At 75.7% G+C, this 16,685-nt stretch carries 15 protein-coding genes; 11 read left to right on the plus strand and 4 right to left on the minus strand.

What is annotated here, in order from left to right; all coding sequences use genetic code 11:
- Window positions 1-36 precede the first annotated feature (36 nt).
- Both MT994_RS09390 and MT994_RS09395 read left to right on the plus strand, forming a co-directional pair.
- Window positions 37-513, plus strand: coding sequence for a dsRBD fold-containing protein (locus MT994_RS09390; protein WP_194228702.1), 477 nt, complete (start codon window positions 37-39; stop codon window positions 511-513).
- Window positions 510-791 carry an acylphosphatase gene (locus MT994_RS09395; RefSeq protein WP_354806002.1) on the plus strand — a complete coding sequence of 94 codons (282 nt, stop codon included), beginning with the start codon at window positions 510-512 and terminating at the stop codon, window positions 789-791. The genes MT994_RS09390 and MT994_RS09395 overlap by 4 nt, the downstream gene beginning before the upstream one ends.
- Window positions 792-821: 30 nt before the next feature.
- Here MT994_RS09395 and MT994_RS09400 read toward each other — a convergent pair whose 3' ends face one another.
- Complete coding sequence (locus tag MT994_RS09400; protein WP_354806004.1) at window positions 822-1,943, minus strand: M15 family metallopeptidase; 1,122 nt, start codon at window positions 1,941-1,943, stop codon at window positions 822-824.
- Window positions 1,944-2,136: 193 nt separating this feature from the next.
- On the opposite strand from MT994_RS09400, the gene MT994_RS09405 reads away from it, so the two are divergent.
- Window positions 2,137-3,267 (plus strand): DUF2235 domain-containing protein, encoded by a 1,131-nt coding sequence (locus MT994_RS09405; protein ID WP_009865588.1) that lies wholly within the window; start codon window positions 2,137-2,139, stop codon window positions 3,265-3,267.
- Between the two features lie 34 nt (window positions 3,268-3,301).
- Entirely contained in the window at window positions 3,302-3,847 is a 546-nt protein-coding gene (locus MT994_RS09410) for a DsbA family protein (RefSeq protein ID WP_043658284.1), read from the plus strand.
- Window positions 3,848-3,937: 90 nt separating this feature from the next.
- On the opposite strand, the gene nhaA is transcribed toward MT994_RS09410, so the two are convergent.
- Complete coding sequence (gene nhaA / locus MT994_RS09415; RefSeq protein WP_354806005.1) at window positions 3,938-5,353, minus strand: Na+/H+ antiporter NhaA; 1,416 nt, start codon at window positions 5,351-5,353, stop codon at window positions 3,938-3,940.
- A gap of 395 nt (window positions 5,354-5,748) precedes the next feature.
- On the opposite strand from nhaA, the gene MT994_RS09420 reads away from it, so the two are divergent.
- The 4 genes from MT994_RS09420 to MT994_RS09435 all read left to right on the plus strand — a co-directional run bounded on the left by MT994_RS09420 (window position 5,749) and on the right by MT994_RS09435 (window position 9,612).
- Window positions 5,749-6,228 (plus strand): nucleoside deaminase, encoded by a 480-nt coding sequence (locus MT994_RS09420; protein ID WP_021482997.1) that lies wholly within the window; start codon window positions 5,749-5,751, stop codon window positions 6,226-6,228.
- Between the two features lie 59 nt (window positions 6,229-6,287).
- Window positions 6,288-7,763, plus strand: coding sequence for an NCS2 family permease (locus tag MT994_RS09425; protein WP_255180755.1), 1,476 nt, complete (start codon window positions 6,288-6,290; stop codon window positions 7,761-7,763).
- Window positions 7,764-7,846: 83 nt separating this feature from the next.
- Complete coding sequence (glp, locus tag MT994_RS09430) at window positions 7,847-9,166, plus strand: gephyrin-like molybdotransferase Glp (protein ID WP_354806006.1); 1,320 nt, start codon at window positions 7,847-7,849, stop codon at window positions 9,164-9,166.
- A complete protein-coding gene (locus tag MT994_RS09435; protein ID WP_114553936.1) occupies window positions 9,163-9,612 on the plus strand; it encodes a molybdenum cofactor biosynthesis protein MoaE in 450 nt (149 codons plus the stop codon). The genes glp and MT994_RS09435 overlap by 4 nt, the downstream gene beginning before the upstream one ends.
- Window positions 9,613-9,780: 168 nt before the next feature.
- Here MT994_RS09435 and MT994_RS09440 read toward each other — a convergent pair whose 3' ends face one another.
- Both MT994_RS09440 and moaA read right to left on the minus strand, forming a co-directional pair.
- Window positions 9,781-10,053, minus strand: a complete 273-nt coding sequence (locus MT994_RS09440; protein ID WP_194522251.1) for a hypothetical protein — start codon at window positions 10,051-10,053, stop codon at window positions 9,781-9,783.
- Between the two features lie 98 nt (window positions 10,054-10,151).
- Window positions 10,152-11,258, minus strand: a complete 1,107-nt coding sequence (gene moaA / locus MT994_RS09445; protein WP_354806007.1) for a GTP 3',8-cyclase MoaA — start codon at window positions 11,256-11,258, stop codon at window positions 10,152-10,154.
- Between the two features lie 256 nt (window positions 11,259-11,514).
- Here moaA and MT994_RS09450 point away from each other — a divergent pair, with 256 nt between their 5' ends.
- Genes MT994_RS09450 through MT994_RS09460 form a run of 3 tightly spaced genes read left to right on the plus strand, consistent with a single transcriptional unit; the run spans window position 11,515 to window position 16,645 of the window.
- Window positions 11,515-12,780: an XdhC family protein gene (locus MT994_RS09450; protein ID WP_354806008.1), complete on the plus strand. Its 1,266-nt coding sequence runs from the start codon at window positions 11,515-11,517 to the stop codon at window positions 12,778-12,780.
- Window positions 12,780-13,649: an FAD binding domain-containing protein gene (locus tag MT994_RS09455; protein WP_354806009.1), complete on the plus strand. Its 870-nt coding sequence runs from the start codon at window positions 12,780-12,782 to the stop codon at window positions 13,647-13,649. The genes MT994_RS09450 and MT994_RS09455 overlap by 1 nt, the downstream gene beginning before the upstream one ends.
- Window positions 13,646-16,645 carry a molybdopterin cofactor-binding domain-containing protein gene (locus tag MT994_RS09460; RefSeq protein ID WP_354806010.1) on the plus strand — a complete coding sequence of 1,000 codons (3,000 nt, stop codon included), beginning with the start codon at window positions 13,646-13,648 and terminating at the stop codon, window positions 16,643-16,645. The genes MT994_RS09455 and MT994_RS09460 overlap by 4 nt, the downstream gene beginning before the upstream one ends.
- The last annotated feature ends 40 nt before the right edge of the window (window positions 16,646-16,685 follow it).

Consider the following 16,685-nt stretch of genomic DNA (forward strand, 5'->3'; position numbering starts at 1 on the left):
GCATGATGGAAGGACGGTGCGGCACGAGGAGGAGCCATGAGGGCATCGGTCGGGGACAGGATCGTGACCGCCTCGGGCGTCGTGGGCGGGGCGGTGCGCGACGGGGTCGTGGTCGAGCTGCGGCACGAGGACGGCTCGCCGCCGTACCTCGTCGAGTGGACCGACACGGGCGAGCGGACGCTCGTCTACCCGGGGTCGGACAGCTACGTCGAGCACGTCCCGGGAGCGGAGACGGGCGACGGCACGGACACCACGAAGGTGTGGCGCGTGCAGGTGAGCGTCGTCGAGTCGGAGGGCCGGACGACGGCGGAGGCGGTCCTCGTCGCGGAGACGCCCGAGCACGTGCGGACCGTCGGTCGGGCGCGGCGCGACCCGCACGACCGCGACGTCCCGCTCATCGGCGACGAGATCGCCGTCGGGCGGGCGCTGCGCCGGCTCGCGGACCGGCTGCTGGACGACGCCGAGTCGGACATCGCGTCGTCGACGGGCGCCCCGGCGCACGTGCACCAGTGACGCGCCCGGGGGAGGGCGCGGCGCCCGGTGCCGCGGACGCCGCCGTGCGGGCGCGCGTGCACGGGCGCGTGCAGGGCGTCGGCTTCCGCTGGGCGACGCGCGAGCGGCTCGCCGCGCTCGGCCTCGACGGCACCGCGACCAACCGGCCCGACGGCACCGTCGAGGTCGTCGCGTCCGGAGCGCCGGACGCCGTCGACCGCCTCGTCGCCTGGCTGCGCGACGGCCCGACGCCGGGCGACGTCACGCACGTCGACGTCGAGAGGGCGCACGCCTCCTGAGGGCGCGCCTCCGGCGCCCCGGCGGCGGGCTCAGCCGTCCGCGCGGGCCTCCACGGACTCCCAGTGCCACGGCTCGGGCACGCGCCCGTCGGGCTCGGCGAAGTCGGGGTGCGTCCAGCCGTAGGTCTCGGCGTGCTGCTTGAGCCACTCGTACTGCGGGGTGCCGAACGCCTGGACGCCGCCGCCCAGGTCGACGGCGAACCCCAGCCCGTGGTTCGAGCACCCGGGCGGCGCCGCGATGGGCGACGACGGGTCGTACAGGCCCTGCTGCTCCTCGAAGGTCCGATAGGAGGAGTTGATCGTCAGGTGCACGCCGAACCGCTCGACGTACGCGGCGTCGAGGGCGACGAGCCCGTCCAGCACGTCCGCGCGCACCCGGTCGGTGGGGGACCACGGGATCGGCGCGAGAGCGGCGTCGGGCACGCGGCCGCTGTCGGGGTCCCACACCTGGTCCGGTGCCGGGCACGAGACGGCGTCCTGCGCGACCGACGTCTCCTCCGTCGACGTGCTCACGACCCCGAGGCCTGCGCCCAGGTCGAGCACCGCCTGCTCGAGCGTCGCGAGGTCGTCGCCCGCGAGCCCCGCGTCGGCAGCGGCGTCGGTCGCGGCCGCGGTGTCCAGCGCGTCGCGCAGCCGGGCGCGGACCGCCTCGTCGGCGCCGAGCCCCTCCGTCGCGGCGTAGATCTTCTCGCCCAGCTCGCTGGCGGTCGCGAGGCTCGCGCGCGCCGCGGTCACCTCGCTCCGCGCGTGGTCGAGCATCGAGGCGTGCACGGCGTCCGAGGCCGACACGAGCGACCGGTCCGCCGCCTCGGTCCCGGTCGTCATCCGGTCGAGGAACGGCGCGGTGAGCAGGGCACGCGCGCCGTCCACCTCGGTCGTCAGCGCGGTCCGCACCGTCGGGTCCGCGACCTTCCCGTCCGACGCCGTGAGCAGGTCCTCGGCGGTCGCGGCCCGGTCGGCCAGCGAGTCGTACTCGGTGTCCCGGTACCAGGCGAACGCCCCGCCGCCCCCGCCCAGCACGAGCACGAGCGCCACGACGGCCGCGATCCACGCGGCCCGGTGCCGACGCTGCTCGCGTGCGTGCCGACGCTCCCGGCCGCCCGGCGGGTGGTCCGCGGGGCCGGCGGGCGGGGCGGTGCTCGTGGCGGTCACACCGCCAGAACCTACGGCACGACGGCGGCCCTCCCGGACGGATCCGGGGGTGCGCACGGACACGCTCACGGCTTGCTCACGAACCCCGACCGGTCCGTGCGTCGGCGGGCGCCGTCGTGCATCAGCCGGGGCGAGGCGACCCTCCCCAGATGGTGTCCCCGACGCGCCGCCGGGGGCGGATCGAGGAGGGACCATGAAGCGGCTGGTGCTGTGCTGCGACGGCACGTGGAACTCGCCCGTGAACGCGAGCGTGTCGAACATCGAGAAGATCGCGCGCTCCGTCCGCACCGGGATCGGACCGGACGGCGTCCAGCAGATGGTGTTCTCCGTCGAGGGCGTCGGGGCGCAGGGCTACCTCGTCGACCGGCTCCTCGGCGGGGCGTTCGGCTACGGCCTGACGCGCAACGTCGTCGCGGGGTACCGCCACCTCGCGCTCAACTACGAGCCCGGCGACGAGATCTACGTGTTCGGGTTCAGCCGCGGGGCGTACACCGCGCGCAGCGTGGTCGGGATGGTCGCGACCGTCGGCCTGCTCACCCAGGACGCGCTGGCGCGCGACCACCTGTGCGAGGCGGAGGAGGTGTACCGCGACCGCGACCCCGCCCGCCGCGCCGAGCGTGCCCGCACGTTCCGCGCCGCGTACTGCCACGACCACGTGCCGGTCGCGTTCCTCGGGGTGTTCGACACGGTCGGCGCGCTCGGCGTGCCCGGCCTGTCGCGCCGCCGGAGCCGGTTCCACGACCTGCGCCTGTCGACCGACGTCCGGTGCGCCCGCCAGGCGCTCGCCATCGACGACCGCCGCATCACCTTCGAGCCATGCCTGTGGGACGTGCCCGTGGCCATGGCGCCCCGGGTCAAGCAGGTCTGGTTCCCCGGCGGGCACAGCGACGTCGGCGGCGGCGCGCGGGCACGCGCCCTCTCGGACACCGCGCTGCTGTGGATGCTCGGCGAAGCCGTCGCGCGCGGTCTCGTCGTCGACGAGGAGCGCCTGCGCGCGCAGCTCCACCGGGACGACGAGCTCGTCTGCCGCGTCCGCCCCGGGCTGCTGTTCGGCGCGCTCAACCTCGTCAAGCGCCTGCACCACCGCCCGCGCTTCCGCGGCGCGCTGCGCGTCCTCGCGGGCGTCCCCACCCCGCCCGAGACCGTCGACGCCGTCTACCTCGCCGAGACGGCGGTGACGCTCAGCGCCGACCCCGCGTCGGTCTACGCGCGCCACGCGCGGAACCTCGCCTGGTGGCGCGACAGCGCGGGCCCGGACCTCGCGCGTCTCGTGGAGCACGTGCCGGGCGCGGCCCAGGAGACCCGGCCGCTCGTGCTCGCCTGACCACGGGCACCGCACCCGTGCCATGCTGGGCGGCGTGAGCGAGCAGACCCCCGACCGCGTCCCGGCCGAGCAGCTCGTCCCCGCCGACGCGCACGTCCTCGGGGACCCGGCCGCGCCCGTCACCATCGTCGAGTTCGGCGACCTCGAGTGCCCGTACTGCGCCGCCGCCGCCCCGGTGCTGCGGCAGGTCGTCGAGTCCTCCGGCGGCCGGGTACGACTCGTGTTCCGCCACTTCCCGCTGTTCGAGATCCACCCGCACGCGCTGTCGGCCGCGCTCGCCGTCGAGGCGGCCGCCGCGCAGGGCCGGTTCTGGGAGATGCAGGCCGCGCTGTTCGCGCACCAGGACCAGCTCGGCGAGGCCGGGCTCGCCGAGCGTGCCGAGGAGCTCGGGCTCGACGGCGCGTCGGTCGTCGGGGACGCGGCCCAGCGGTACGCCGCGCCGGTGCAGCGCGACTACGCCGACGCGCTCGCGGTCGGCGTGCAGGGCACGCCGACGCTCTTCGTCGACGGCGTCCGCTACCGCGGGCGCGTCACCGCGGAGGGCCTGCGGGCCGCCATCGCCGCCGCCGCGCGGCCGTAGGGCGCTCGCGGGGTCGGGGCTCCCGGGCGGCGACCACACTCGTACCCGTGGGGTGCCGTGCCGTGCCGTGCCGTGCGCTCGGGCGCGCGGTCACGTGGTCGCGGGCGGGTGCCAGGGGAGCGGCGGGAGCTCGGGCGGCGGGCCGTCCGCGCCGGGCGAGCACAGGGGCCAGCGCTCGCCGAAGAGCCGGAGCGCCACGGACCCGAGCACGGCGGCGACGAGCGAGCCCGCGAGGATGCCGATCTTGGCCTGCTCGACGAGCGCCTCGTCGTCGAACGCGAGCTCGGCGATGAAGAGCGAGATGGTGAACCCGATGCCGGCGAGGATCGCCCCGCCGAGCAGGTGGGAGTACCGCACCCGCCCCGGGAGGTCGCCGAGGCCGAGGCGCAGGGCGAGCGTCGCGGCCCCGAAGATGCCGACGGCGTTGCCCACGACGAGCGCGACGGCGACGCCGATCGTCACGGGCGACGTGGCCGCCGCGCGCAGCGACTCGCCGTCGAGCTGCACGCCCGCGTTCGCGAGGCCGAAGACGGGCACGACGACGTACGCGCTCCACGGGTGCAGCACGCGCTGGAGGCGCTCGCTCGTGGGCACGGCCGCGCGCGCCGCGAGCTCGGTGAGGTGCTCGCGCTCCGCCGTCGTCTCCTGCGCGAGCCGCTTCGCGTACTTCGGCACGACGGCGACGTCCACGGGCCGCGACGAGCGCGACGGCACGAGCAGGCCCACGAGCACGCCCGCGAGCGTCGCGTGCACGCCCGACGCGTAGACGGCGCCCCACAGCGCGATCCCGGCGAGCGCGTACGGCGCGAGGCGCCAGACGCCGAGCCAGCGCAGCACGAGGATCACGACGACGAGCACGGCCGCGACGAGAAGGCCCGGGAGCCAGAGGTCGTCGGTGTAGAAGAGCGCCATGACGGTGATGGCGCCGATGTCGTCGACGACGGCGAGCGTGAGGAGGAACAGCCGGAGCTGGTCGGGGCAGCGCGGCCCGAACAGGGCGAGGATGCCCACGAGGAACGCGGTGTCCGTCGACATGACGATGCCCCACCCGTGCTCCGCGGGAGACCCGGCGTTGAACGCGACGTAGATGAGCGCGGGGACCGCGAGGCCGCCCAGCGCGCCCAGCGCCGGGACGGCGACGGTGCGGCGGTTGCGGAGCTCGCCGCTCGTGACCTCGCGGTTGATCTCGAGGCCGATGACGAGGAAGAACACGGCCATCGCGGCGTCGTTGACCCAGTGGTGCAGGTCCATCTCGAACGCCCACGGCCCGACGCGCCAGCCCGCCTCCGTGGACCAGAGCGCGTCGTAGGCGCCCGACCACGCGGAGTTCGCCCACACGAGCGCGACGACCGTCGCGGCGAGGAGCAGGACGGCGCCGCCCGCCTCGGTCGCGAGGAACGAGCGCAGCGACGGCGCCAGGGGGCGGAGCTGGAAGCGCAGCGGCGGGCCCGGCCGGGCGGGGACGCGGACGACGGGGAGGGACGACGGCGGAGCGGGCTCGGTCACTGGGCCTCCGGGTGGGTCGGGACGGGGCGACGCCCCGGGCGTCGGACCTGCGCTGGGACAACTCTTCCGGGCGGCAGATCCTTCCGCAACAGACCTCTCGGGAGCATCGAGCGTGGGGCTCTGTTCGTCGGCAAATCCGCATATCGGAAAAGTTCTTCCGAAACCCTTGTGGCGTCCGTCACGCGCTGCTAGCGTCGTGCGTGCCAACGGCGGGCCCGGGCCGAGCGACACGCTCGGTGGTCGACACGTTCGATCCGACACCGGCAGCTACCCACCAGGCGGACGTGACAACTCGCCTGCAGCGGCCCGCCGGCCGCCTCCTCCCGGCTCACCGACGAGCCCGGACGCCGGAGGCGGAGCACCCGGCGTCGCTGCCCGAACCGTGGAGACTCACCATGGACACTCTTGTCGTGGACACCGCACACCTGGACCGAGCCGTCGCCCTCGCGGTCGACAGCGTCGCGCACGCCGGAGGACCCTTCGGCGCCGTCGTCGTCACCGCCGACGGGCAGGTGTTCGAGGGCAACAACCGGGTCACGCAGGACAACGACCCGACCGCGCACGCCGAGGTCACCGCGATCCGGCGCGCGTGCGCCGCGCTCGGCACCTTCGACCTCACGGGCGCGACGCTCTACTCGAGCTGCGAGCCGTGCCCCATGTGCCTCGCGTCCGCCCTCTGGGCGCGCGTGCACGCCGTGCACTACGCCGCCGACCGGTACGACGCCGCGCGCGCCGGCTTCGACGACGCCGCCTTCTACGACTTCTTCGACGCCGACCCGGCCGACCGGGTCATGCAGGTCGTGCACGAGCGCACGGCCACCGCCACCGCGCCGTTCGACGCCTGGCGCGCCCTCGAGTCCCGGGTCGAGTACTGACCGGCCGCGCGGCCGGTCAGCACCTCAGGAAAGGGCACAAGGACGTGACTCTCCTCGGCATGCGGCGGGAGACCGCCGGGAACGACGACGCACGCGGCACCGGACCGGCCACCGGCCGGCTCGACCGCTTCTTCAGGATCACCGAGCGCGGCTCGACCACCGGGCGCGAGCTCCGCGGCGGGCTGGTGACCTTCTTCGCGATGGCGTACATCGTCATCCTCAACCCCCTCATCCTCGGCGGGACGAGCGCCGAGAACGCGCCCGTCGACGTCGCGGGCGGGTGGCTCCAGACGGCGCAGGTCGGCGCGATGACCGGCCTCGCCGCCGGCGGTCTGACCATCCTGTTCGGGCTCGTCGCGAACCTCCCGTTCGCGCTCGCGGCCGGGCTGGGCATCAACTCGTTCCTCGCCGTCGCCGTCATCGGCGACGTCACGTGGCCCGAGGCGATGGGGCTCGTGCTCGTCAACGGCCTGCTCATCGTGCTGCTCGCCGTGACGGGCGCGCGGTCGGCGATCTTCAACGCCGTCCCGCGCCAGCTCAAGGCCGCGATCACGGTCGGCATCGGCCTGTTCATCGCGTTCATCGGGTTCGTCGACGCGGGGTTCGTCACGCGCACCCCGGGCGGGCCGCCGGTGCAGCTCGGCGACGGCGGGTCCATCACCTCGGTCCCGACGCTCGTGTTCGTCGTCGGGCTGCTCACCATGGGCGTCCTCGTGGCGCGCAAGGTCAAGGGCGGGCTGCTCATCGGGCTCGTCGCGACGACCGTCGTGGCGATCGTCGCCGAGTCCGTGCTGCACCTCGGCCCGGCGTCGGAGACGAACCCCGGCGGCTGGCACCTCACCGTGCCGGCGATGCCGAGCTCGCTCGTCTCGGTGCCCGACCTCAGCCTGTTCGGGCAGCTCTCGTTCGGCGCGTTCGACCGGATCGGGGCGCTCGCGGCGACGATGCTCGTGTTCACGCTGTTCTTCACGAACTTCTTCGACGCGATGGGCACGATGACGGGGCTCGCCAAGCAGGGCGGCCTCGCCGACGCGGACGGCAACTTCCCGCGCATCAAGTCGGCGCTCGTCGTCGAGGGCGTGGGGGCGGTCGTGGGCGGCGCGACGTCGTCGTCGTCGAACACGGTGTTCGTCGACTCGGCGGCGGGCGTGGGCGAGGGGGCGCGGACGGGCCTCGCCTCGGTCGTCACGGGCGGGCTCTTCCTCGTCGCGATGTTCCTCACGCCGCTCACGGCGGTGGTGCCGATCGAGGTCGCGAGCGCGGTGCTCGTCGTCGTGGGCGCGATGATGATGGGCCAGATCAAGGAGATCGACCTCACCGACTTCACGGTGACGCTGCCGGTGTTCCTCACGATCGTGACGATGCCGCTCACGTACTCGATCGCGAACGGCATCGGCATCGGGTTCGTCACGTGGGTCCTGCTGCGGACCGCGTGCGGGAGGGCGCGCGACGTCCACCCGCTGCTGTGGGTGGTCGCGGCCGGGTTCGTCGTGTACTTCGTGCGCGGTCCGCTCACCGCGGCCGTGGGAGGCTGAGCCTCGACATCGACCGCACGGCCGACGGGTCGCCCGCTCCTGGGGGTGGCCCGTCGGCGTGCGGGGAGCGGGAAGGGCGAGGCATGGCAAGAACAGCACGGGTGAGCGTCGACGAGCACCGCGCGGACGTCGCGACCCTCCTCGCACCCCTCGTGGACGCGGCCCGACGCCGCGCCCGCACCGAGGACGTCGACCTCGCCGACGCGCTCGGCCGGGTCCTCGCGGGAGACCTCGTCGCGCCCGTCGCCGTCCCGCTGTTCCGCAACGCGCAGATGGACGGGTACGCCGTCCGCGCCGCGGACGTCGCCGACGCGCGGGCGGACGCGCCCGTCCGGCTGGCCGTGGTCGCCGAGATCGCGGCGGCGCCGGGCGTCCCGCCCCGGCTCGCGCCGGGCACGGCTGCCCGCATCATGACGGGCGCGCCCGTGCCCGAGGGGGCGGACGCCGTCGTGCCCGTCGAGGACACCGCGACCGGGACGTTCGCCCGCACGCCCGCGGGCACGGCGCGGGAGAGTGCCACCGACCCGGCGACCGGACAGGCCTCCACGACGCCTGCCGACCCGGGGGCCGTCGAGGTCCGGGTGCCGCGGGCGGCGGGCGACTTCGTGCGCGAGGCGGGCTCCGACGTCCGCCCGGGCGACGTCCTGCTGACCGACGGGACCGTCCTCGCGCCGCACCACCTCGCGGCCGCCGCGGCGTGCGGGGTCGGGCGCGTCCGGGTCGTCGCACGGCCGCGGGTCGCGGTCCTGTCGACCGGGTCGGAGCTCGTCGGCCCGGGGGAGGCCCCGGCGCTCGGGCAGGTCTTCGACGCCAACGCCGACGCGCTCGGCGCCGCCGTGCGGCGCGCGGGGGGCGACGTGGCGCTCACGGCCCGCTGTGGCGACGACGCCGAGCGGTTCGCCGCCGTGCTCACCGAGGCCGCGGCGGTCGCGGACCTCGTCGTGACGTCGGGGGGCGTGTCGCAAGGCGCGTACGAGGTGGTCAAGGACGTCCTCGGCGGTGGTGCGTCGTCGGACGTGACGTTCCGCTCCGTCGCGATGCAGCCGGGCGGGCCGCAAGGGTTCGGCACCGTGGACGGGACGCCCGTGCTCACGTTCCCGGGCAACCCGGTGAGCGCGCAGGTGTCGTTCGCGATGTTCCTGCGCGAGCCGCTCGAGCGGGCCGCGGGGCTGCCCGGCGCCGAGCGCGTGCGCTCGGCGGTGCTCGCCGAGCCGCTGACGTCGCCCGCGGGCAAGCGGCAGCTCCTGCGAGGCGTGACCGGCCCCGGGGGCACGGTCCGCGTCGTCGGGGGAGCGGGCTCCCACCTCGTCGCGTCGATGGCGCGCGCGGACGTGCTCGTGGACGTCCCGGCCGACGTGACAGAGTGGGCCGCCGGGACCGAGGTGGAGGTGCGGGAGCTGTGACGCAGACGACGGACGGCGGCGCGCCGCCCACCGACCCGAGCCGCGTGACGACGGACGTCCTCGACGACGCCGTGTCGCGCGCGGTCGAGGAGGCCGTCGGGGGCCCCGAGTGCGGGGCCGTCGTGACGTTCCGCGGCGTGGTCCGGGACGTCGACGGCGGCCGGGGCGTGACGCGGCTCGACTACGAGGCGCACCCCGACGCCACGGCCGTGATCCGGCGCTGCGTCGCCGACGTGGCGGCCGAGACGGGGCTGCGGGTCGCCGCGGTCCACCGGTACGGCAGCCTGGGGATCGGCGACGTCGCGCTCGTCGCGGCGGCTGCCGCGGGCCACCGTCGGGAGGCGTTCGAGGCCTGCTCGCTGCTCGTCGAGCGCATCAAGGCCGAGGTGCCGATCTGGAAGCGCCAGCACTTCGACGACGGCGTCTCGGAGTGGGTCGGTCTGTAGGACGCGACCCTGGACCGCCTGCGAGACGACGAGAGGCGAGAAGTGGCCCCCGGCCGGAGCCGGGGAGGGGCCACTTCTCGCCTCTCGTGAGTTCCTTCTGATCCGCCGGGCGACGACGACGTCGGGCGGGACCGCCCCGGCCGTGCGGGCCGGGAGGGGAGGGTCGGGTCAGCGCTCGGCGGGGCGGTTGTCGAGCAGCATGCCGATGCCGAGGCCGACGGCGGTGCCGAGGACGAGGCCGAACCAGCTGAGCACGACGACCCCGACGACGGCGCCGACGGCCGCGCCCAGGACGCTCTTGGTGCCGGCCTTCCAGGCGGCGGACCGCTCGTCGGTGCGGTAGATCGGGAGCGCGGACGCGGTGTTGTCCGGGGTCGTCGAGGACGCGCCGGAGATCGAGGAGGAGGGGCGGTTGGTGGGTGCAGGAGAGATCGTCGTCACGACGTCCATGGTAGGAAGAGACGGCGGCTCTGACCTGGGCTGATGCCTCGAGGTGACCGGCTTCACCCTATGATCTGCGCCACCGCCGGGCGCCCGCCTCAGCCGCCGATCGCGCCCATGCTGCGGGCCGTCGCCGCGAAGGCGTCGGCGGCGAGCGTCGGGGCGTCGCTGCCGTGCGCGAGCGGCTTGCGCCACGTCGCGCCCTGCCACGCGCGGGCGAGGGCGTCGTCGCGCTCGTCCTCGTCGAGGTCCGCCGAGCGCAGGATCGCGCGCAGGTCGGTCTCGTCGTCGCCGAACAGGCACGAGCGCACGGTGCCCTCGGCGGTGAGCCGGGTGCGGTCGCACGCGCCGCAGAACGAGCGCGTGACGGAGGCGATGACACCGACCGTCTGGGGTCCGCCGTCCACGAGCCACTCCTCGGCGGGCGCCGACGGGTCGTCGCGCCCGACCTCGAGCAGGTCGAAGCGGGTGCCCAGCACGGCCAGGAGGTCCGTCGCCGACACGAGGTCCTCGCGCGTCCAGCGCCCGTCGGCGTCGAGCGGCATCTGCTCGATGAACCGCAGGTGGCAGCCGTGCTCGACGGCCCACGCGAGGAGGTCGGCCGCGCCCGCCAGCGTCTCGGGCATGAGGACGGCGTTGAGCTTCACCGGGGCGAGGCCGGCGTCGAGCGCGGCCCGGATCCCGGCGAGCACGTCGGGGAGGCGGTCGCGCCGGGTGAGGCGCGCGAAGTGCGCGCGGTCGACCGAGTCGAGGGAGATGTTCACGCGGTCGAGCCCGGCGTCGACGAGCCCGCGGACGCGCTTGTCGAGGCCGATCGCGTTGGTCGTCAGCGAGAGGGACACGCTCGGCGCGGCGGCGCGCGCGGCGCGCAGGATGTCGGCGAGGTCGTTCCGCAGGAGCGGCTCGCCGCCGGTGAACCGGACGTCGGTGATGCCGAGCCGCTCCACCGCGACCCGCACGACCCGGCCGATCTCGTCGGGCGTGAGCAGGTCCTCGCGGGGGATCGCGGGCAGCCCTTCGGCGGGCATGCAGTACGTGCACCGCAGCGAGCACTTCTCGGTGACGGAGATGCGCAGGTCGCGCGCCACGCGGCCGTACCGGTCGACGAGCGCGTCGGTCGCCGGGCGGGCCGGGTCCAGGTCGTCCGGGGCGCCGGAGGGCACGGCGGGCCGCACCCTGGGCATCCCGAGCGAGACGGCGGTCATGGGCCGATCGTAGTCGTCCGTCGCTCCGGGACGGTGACCTGCGACTCACCGCGTGCTAGCGTGGAGTCCGTCGAATGGAACTGCAATTCCATCAGACGGAACTTCTCTCCGTGAGTCGGAGGGGGTCCACGGCGGATTCAAGCCCTGTGTTTCGGGCGCGTCACAGCGGACGCGGGCCAGGACACGCAGGGGACTCACCGCAAGGGTTCACTGGAAGGACGCCGGTACGCCGGCACCCTGCGGAAGCGAGGCCACGATGCTCCACATCGTCGACCGGCTCGCCCCCTGGCTCGGTCCGGGGCAGCCGCCCTTCGCCGTGGCGACGGTGGTCGCCGCGTCGGGGTCCGTGCCGCGCCCGGTCGGCACCGCGATGGCGGTCCGCGCCGACGGCGCCGTGCTCGGCAGCCTGTCCGGCGGGTGCGTCGAGGGCGCTGTCCACGCCGCAGCGCTCGACGCGATCGAGTCCGGCACGAGCCACCGCGAGACGTTCGGGTACAGCGACGACGACGCGTTCGCCGTCGGGCTGAGCTGCGGCGGGACGCTCGACGTCCACGTCCAGCCCGTGCTCCCCGACGACGACGCGACGCGCGCCCTGCACGCGCTCGCGGCGCGAGCCGAGCCCGCCCCGCCCGTGGCGCTCGTCCGCCGCATCGACGGCGGCGCGCGCACGGCCGTCGTCGTGGACGACCCGGGCGCCGCCGACGAGGCAGCGGTCGCCCGGGCGCTGCGCGGTCTCGTCGGGCCCGACAGCCTGGCCGCCGCCGCGGCGCAGGTCGTGGCGGTGCTGCGCGCGGGCGGCACGGCGACCGTGCACGCGGCGCACGGCGGCCCGGGCGCGTCGCCATCGGCGGGGCGCGCCGCCGCACCGGCCCCGGCAGGAGCAGTCGCCGGCGACGCGTGCGACGCGGCCGAGCCCGTCACGCTGCTCGTCGAGACGCGGCTGCCCGCGCCGCGCTTCCTCGTGTGCGGGGCCAACGACTTCGCGGGCGCGCTCGTGCGGCACGTCCGGCTCCTCGGCTACCGCGTGACGCTCGTCGACGCGCGCGAGGTGTTCGCCGACCCGCGCCGCTTCCCCGAGGCGGAGGTCGTCGTCGAGTGGCCCGACCGCTACCTCGCCGCCGAGGCCGCCGCGGGCCGGCTCGACGCACGGACCGCCGTCGCCGTCCTCACGCACGACGCGAAGTTCGACGTGCCGCTCCTGCGGCTCGCGCTGGACCTTCCGCTCGCGTACGTCGGCGCGATGGGCTCGCGCCGCTCGCACGCCCAGCGCGTCGCCGCCCTGCGCGCCGAGGGCGTGGGCGAGGCCGCTCTCGCGCGCCTGCGGTCGCCCATCGGGCTCGACCTCGGCGCCGTCACGCCTGAGGAGGTCGCCGTCTCCATCACCGCGGAGCTCGTCGCCACCCGGCACGGGCGCTCCGCCGTCGTCCCGCTCAGCAGCAGCTCGGGCCCGCTCCACGCGGAGCCCGCAGCACGACCGGACGGTGCACCGAAGCACCGCCCCCACCCCGAGGAGGCCCCCTGATGGACCTGGGTACCGTCACCGACCTCGTCCCGACCGCCGACCCCGCCGACTGGCGCGAGGGCGACGCGTGGCTCGCGGGCGGGACCGTCCTGTTCTCCTACGGCAGCGAGACGCTCCGGCGCCTGCTCGACCTGACGAGCGCGGGGTGGCCCGCGCTGACCGTCGCCGACGAGGGCCTCGAGATCGCCGCGACGTGCACCGTCGCCGAGCTGTGGGCGTTCGAGGAGAGCGCGCAGGCCGCGCCCGTGCGCGACCGGTGGCGTGCGCTGGACCTCGTGCGGCCGTGCTGCGACAGCTTCGTCGCGTCGTTCAAGATCTGGAACACGTCGACGGTCGGGGGCAACGTCTGCACGTCCCTGCCGGCCGGGCCGATGATCTCGCTCACCGCGGCGCTCGACGGCGTCGCGGAGGTCTGGGGGCCGGGCGGCACCCGCCGGGAGCAGCCCGTCGTCGACCTCGTCACGGGCGAGCTGCGCAACACGCTCGGGCCCGGGGAGCTCCTGCGCGCGATCCGTCTGCCGGACCACGCGCTGCGCTCGCGCACGGCGTTCCGCCGCCTGTCCCTGTCGAACCTCGGGCGCTCCGGCGTGCTGCTCGTGGGGCGGGTCGACCCGCCCGACGCCGGGGGCGCCTTCGTCCTCACGGTCACCGCCTCGACGCGCCGGCCCGTGCAGCTCCGCTTCGCGGCGGACGCACTGCCCACCGCCGCCGACCTCGTCGCCACGCTCGACGCCGCGATCCCCGCCGACCTCTACCACGACGACATCCACGGGCTGCCCGAGTGGCGCCGGGACATGACCTACCGCCTCGGCGAGCAGATCCGCGCGGAGCTCGTCGACGGCACGACCTCGGACGGAGGCCTCCGATGACGACGACGCCCGCCCCGCACCCGGCCCCGCCGGTGACGATCGACGGCCGCACGGCCCGCACCGAGCCCCGCGCGGGCCAGTGCCTGCGCACCTACCTGCGCGAGCAGGGCGCGCTCGGCGTGAAGAAGGGATGCGACGGCGGCGACTGCGGCGCGTGCACCGTGCACGTCGACGGCGTCCCGGTGCACTCGTGCGTCTACCCCGCGCGGCGCGCGGCGGGTCACGAGGTGACGACCATCGAGGGGCTCGCGGCGACGTCGTGCCCGGGCGGTGCCGCCGGGGACGAGCCGGCGGGCGCGTGCGACCACGACCCCCACGGCCCGCAGGACGCGCTGCACCCGGTGCAGCAGCAGTTCCTCGACGCGCAGGGCTTCCAGTGCGGGTTCTGCACCGCCGGGATGATCATGACCGCCGCGACGTTCGACGACGCGCAGCGCGAGAACCTGCCGCGCAACCTCAAGGGCAACCTGTGCCGCTGCACGGGGTACCGCGCGATCGAGGACGCCGTGCTCGGGCGCGGCGACACGACCGGGACCGCGCCGGGCACGGGCGAGCGTGCGCCGTCGGGCGGCGACCGGGCCTCTACCTCGCCGGACCGGGCCTCTACCTCGCCGGACCATGGCTCTACCTCGGGGGACCAGGGCTCTACCTCGGCGGGCCGGGCGTTCGGGCGCGACGTGCCCGCGCCCGCGGGCCGGGGGATCGTCACCGGGACGGTGCGGTACACGCTCGACGTGGACCCGGCCGACTACCCGGGCCTGCTCCACCTCAAGCTCGTGCGGTCGCCGCACGCGCACGCGCGCGTCGTCGCGATCGACACGACGGACGCGCTCGCGGTGCCCGGCGTGCACGCCGTGCTCACGCACGAGGACGCGCCCGCGACGCGGTTCTCGACCGCGCAGCACGAGCTGTTCACCGACGACCCCGACGACACGCGGATCCTCGACGACGTCGTGCGGCACGTCGGCCAGCGGGTCGCGGCCGTCGTCGCCGAGACCGTCGCCGCCGCCGAGGAGGGGGTGCGTCGGGTCCGCGTCGAGTACGCGCCGCTGCCCGCCGTCGTCGACCCGGAGGAGGCCATGGCCGCGGGGGCGCCGCTCGTGCACCCCGAGCTCGACGCCGCCGCCGCGCGCGTCTCGCGGCCGGAGGCGAACGTCGTCGCCGAGGTGCACAGCGAGCTCGGCGACGTCGAGCGCGGGCTCGCGGAGGCCGACGTCGTGCACGAGGCCACGTACCGCACCCACCGCGTGCAGCACGCCGCGCTCGAGACGCACTGCGCCGTCGCGTCCCTCGACGACGACGGGCGCCTCGTCGTGCGGTCGTCCACGCAGGTCCCGTTCCTCGCGCGCCGCCACCTGGCGCGCGTCCTCGACCTCGACCCGGAGCGCGTGCGCGTGCACTGCGAGCGCGTGGGCGGCGGGTTCGGCGGCAAGCAGGAGGTGCTCACGGAGGACGTCGTCGCGCTCGCGACCCTGCGGCTCGGCCGGCCCGTGCAGCTCGAGCTCACGCGCCGCGAGCAGTTCGTCGGCACGACGACGCGCCACCCGTTCCGCATCCGCGTGCGCGCGGGCGCACGCCGCGACGGCACCCTCACGGCGCTGCACCTCGACGTCCTCAGCAACACCGGGGCGTACGGGAACCACGGCCCGGGCGTCATGTTCCACGGGTGCGGCGAGTCCCTCGCCGTCTACCGGTGCGACAACAAGAAGGTCGACGCCCACTGCGTCTACACGAACACCGTGCCCGCAGGCGCGTTCCGCGGGTACGGGCTGTCGCAGATGATCTTCGCGGTCGAGTCCGCGGTCGACGAGCTCGCGCGGCAGCTCGGGATGGACCCGGTCGAGCTGCGGCGCCGCAACGTCGTGCGCGACGGCGACCCCATGCTCTCCACGCACCCGACGCCCGAGGAGGACGTGCTCTACGGCAGCTACGGGCTCGACCAGTGCCTCGACCTGGCCGCCGACGCGCTCGCGCGCGGCCGGGCGCGCGACGTCGCCGCGTACGGCGCGGGCGCCGGGTCGGGTCCGGACGTGCTCCCGGACCTCGGCCCGGAGTGGGGCGTCGGGGAGGGGACGGCGCTGTCCATGATCGACACCGTCCCGCCCCGCGGGCACTACTCGCACGCGCGCGTGCGGCTGCGGCCGGACGGGGTCGTCGAGGCTGAGGTCGGGACCGCCGAGTTCGGCAACGGCACGACGACCGTCCACGCCCAGCTCGTCGCGAGCGCGCTCGGGCAGGACGCCGCCGACGTCGTCGTGCGGCAGTCCGACACCGACCTCGTCGAGCACGACACCGGGGCGTTCGGCTCCACCGGCACGGTCGTCGCGGGCAAGGCGTCGCTCGCCGCCGCGCAGGACCTGGCCGAGGCGGTGCTCAAGGTCGCGGCCGGGCTCGCGGGCGCCGCGCCCGGCGACTGCCGGCTCGTGCCCGGCGGCGTCGACTGCGCCGGGACGGTGCTGCCGCTGGCCGACGTCGCGCGCGCCGCCGACGACGCCGGGATCGCGCTCGTCGCCGAGGGCCGCTGGGGCGGCACCCCGCGCTCGGTCGCGTTCAACGTCCACGGCTTCCGCGTCGCGGTGCACCGCGGGACGGGGGAGATCCGCATCCTCCAGTCCGTCCAGGCTGCCGACGCCGGGGAGGTCGTCAACCCGCGCCAGTGCCGCGGCCAGGTCGAGGGCGGCATCGCGCAGGCCCTCGGCGCGGCGCTCTACGAGAACGTGGTGGTCGACGAGACGGGCCGCGTGACGACGGACATCTTCCGCCAGTACCACCTGCCCACGTTCGCGGACACCCCGCGCAGCGAGGTGTACTTCGCGCGGACGTCGGACACCGTGGGCCCGATGGGCGCGAAGTCGATGAGCGAGAGCCCGTTCAACCCCGTCGCGCCCGCGCTCGCCAACGCGATCCGCGCCGCGACGGGCGTGCGGTTCACCGAGCTCCCGCTCGCGCGCGACCGCGTCTACCTGGGCATCAAGGCCGCCACCCCCACCCGCTGAGTGCGGGGAGCATTCCCGTCCGACGCCGGTCGGCGCGACT

Origin of the sequence: Cellulosimicrobium sp. MI9406 (assembly GCF_040595865.1) — a bacterium.
Lineage (GTDB): Bacteria > Actinomycetota > Actinomycetes > Actinomycetales > Cellulomonadaceae > Cellulosimicrobium > Cellulosimicrobium funkei.

What these genes read in the sequence shown, in the direction of transcription:
- MT994_RS09390 (WP_194228702.1), top strand. Translation starts at nt 37, where the DNA reads ATGAGGGCATCGGTCGGGGACAGGATCGTGACCGCCTCGGGCGTCGTG.
- MT994_RS09405 (WP_009865588.1), top strand. Translation starts at nt 2,137, where the DNA reads ATGAAGCGGCTGGTGCTGTGCTGCGACGGCACGTGGAACTCGCCCGTG.
- MT994_RS09420 (WP_021482997.1), top strand. Translation starts at nt 5,749, where the DNA reads ATGGACACTCTTGTCGTGGACACCGCACACCTGGACCGAGCCGTCGCC.
- MT994_RS09425 (WP_255180755.1), top strand. Translation starts at nt 6,288, where the DNA reads ATGCGGCGGGAGACCGCCGGGAACGACGACGCACGCGGCACCGGACCG.
- glp (WP_354806006.1), top strand. Translation starts at nt 7,847, where the DNA reads ATGGCAAGAACAGCACGGGTGAGCGTCGACGAGCACCGCGCGGACGTC.
- moaA (WP_354806007.1), bottom strand. Translation starts at nt 11,258, where the DNA reads ATGACCGCCGTCTCGCTCGGGATGCCCAGGGTGCGGCCCGCCGTGCCC.
- MT994_RS09450 (WP_354806008.1), top strand. Translation starts at nt 11,515, where the DNA reads ATGCTCCACATCGTCGACCGGCTCGCCCCCTGGCTCGGTCCGGGGCAG.
- MT994_RS09455 (WP_354806009.1), top strand. Translation starts at nt 12,780, where the DNA reads ATGGACCTGGGTACCGTCACCGACCTCGTCCCGACCGCCGACCCCGCC.
- MT994_RS09460 (WP_354806010.1), top strand. Translation starts at nt 13,646, where the DNA reads ATGACGACGACGCCCGCCCCGCACCCGGCCCCGCCGGTGACGATCGAC.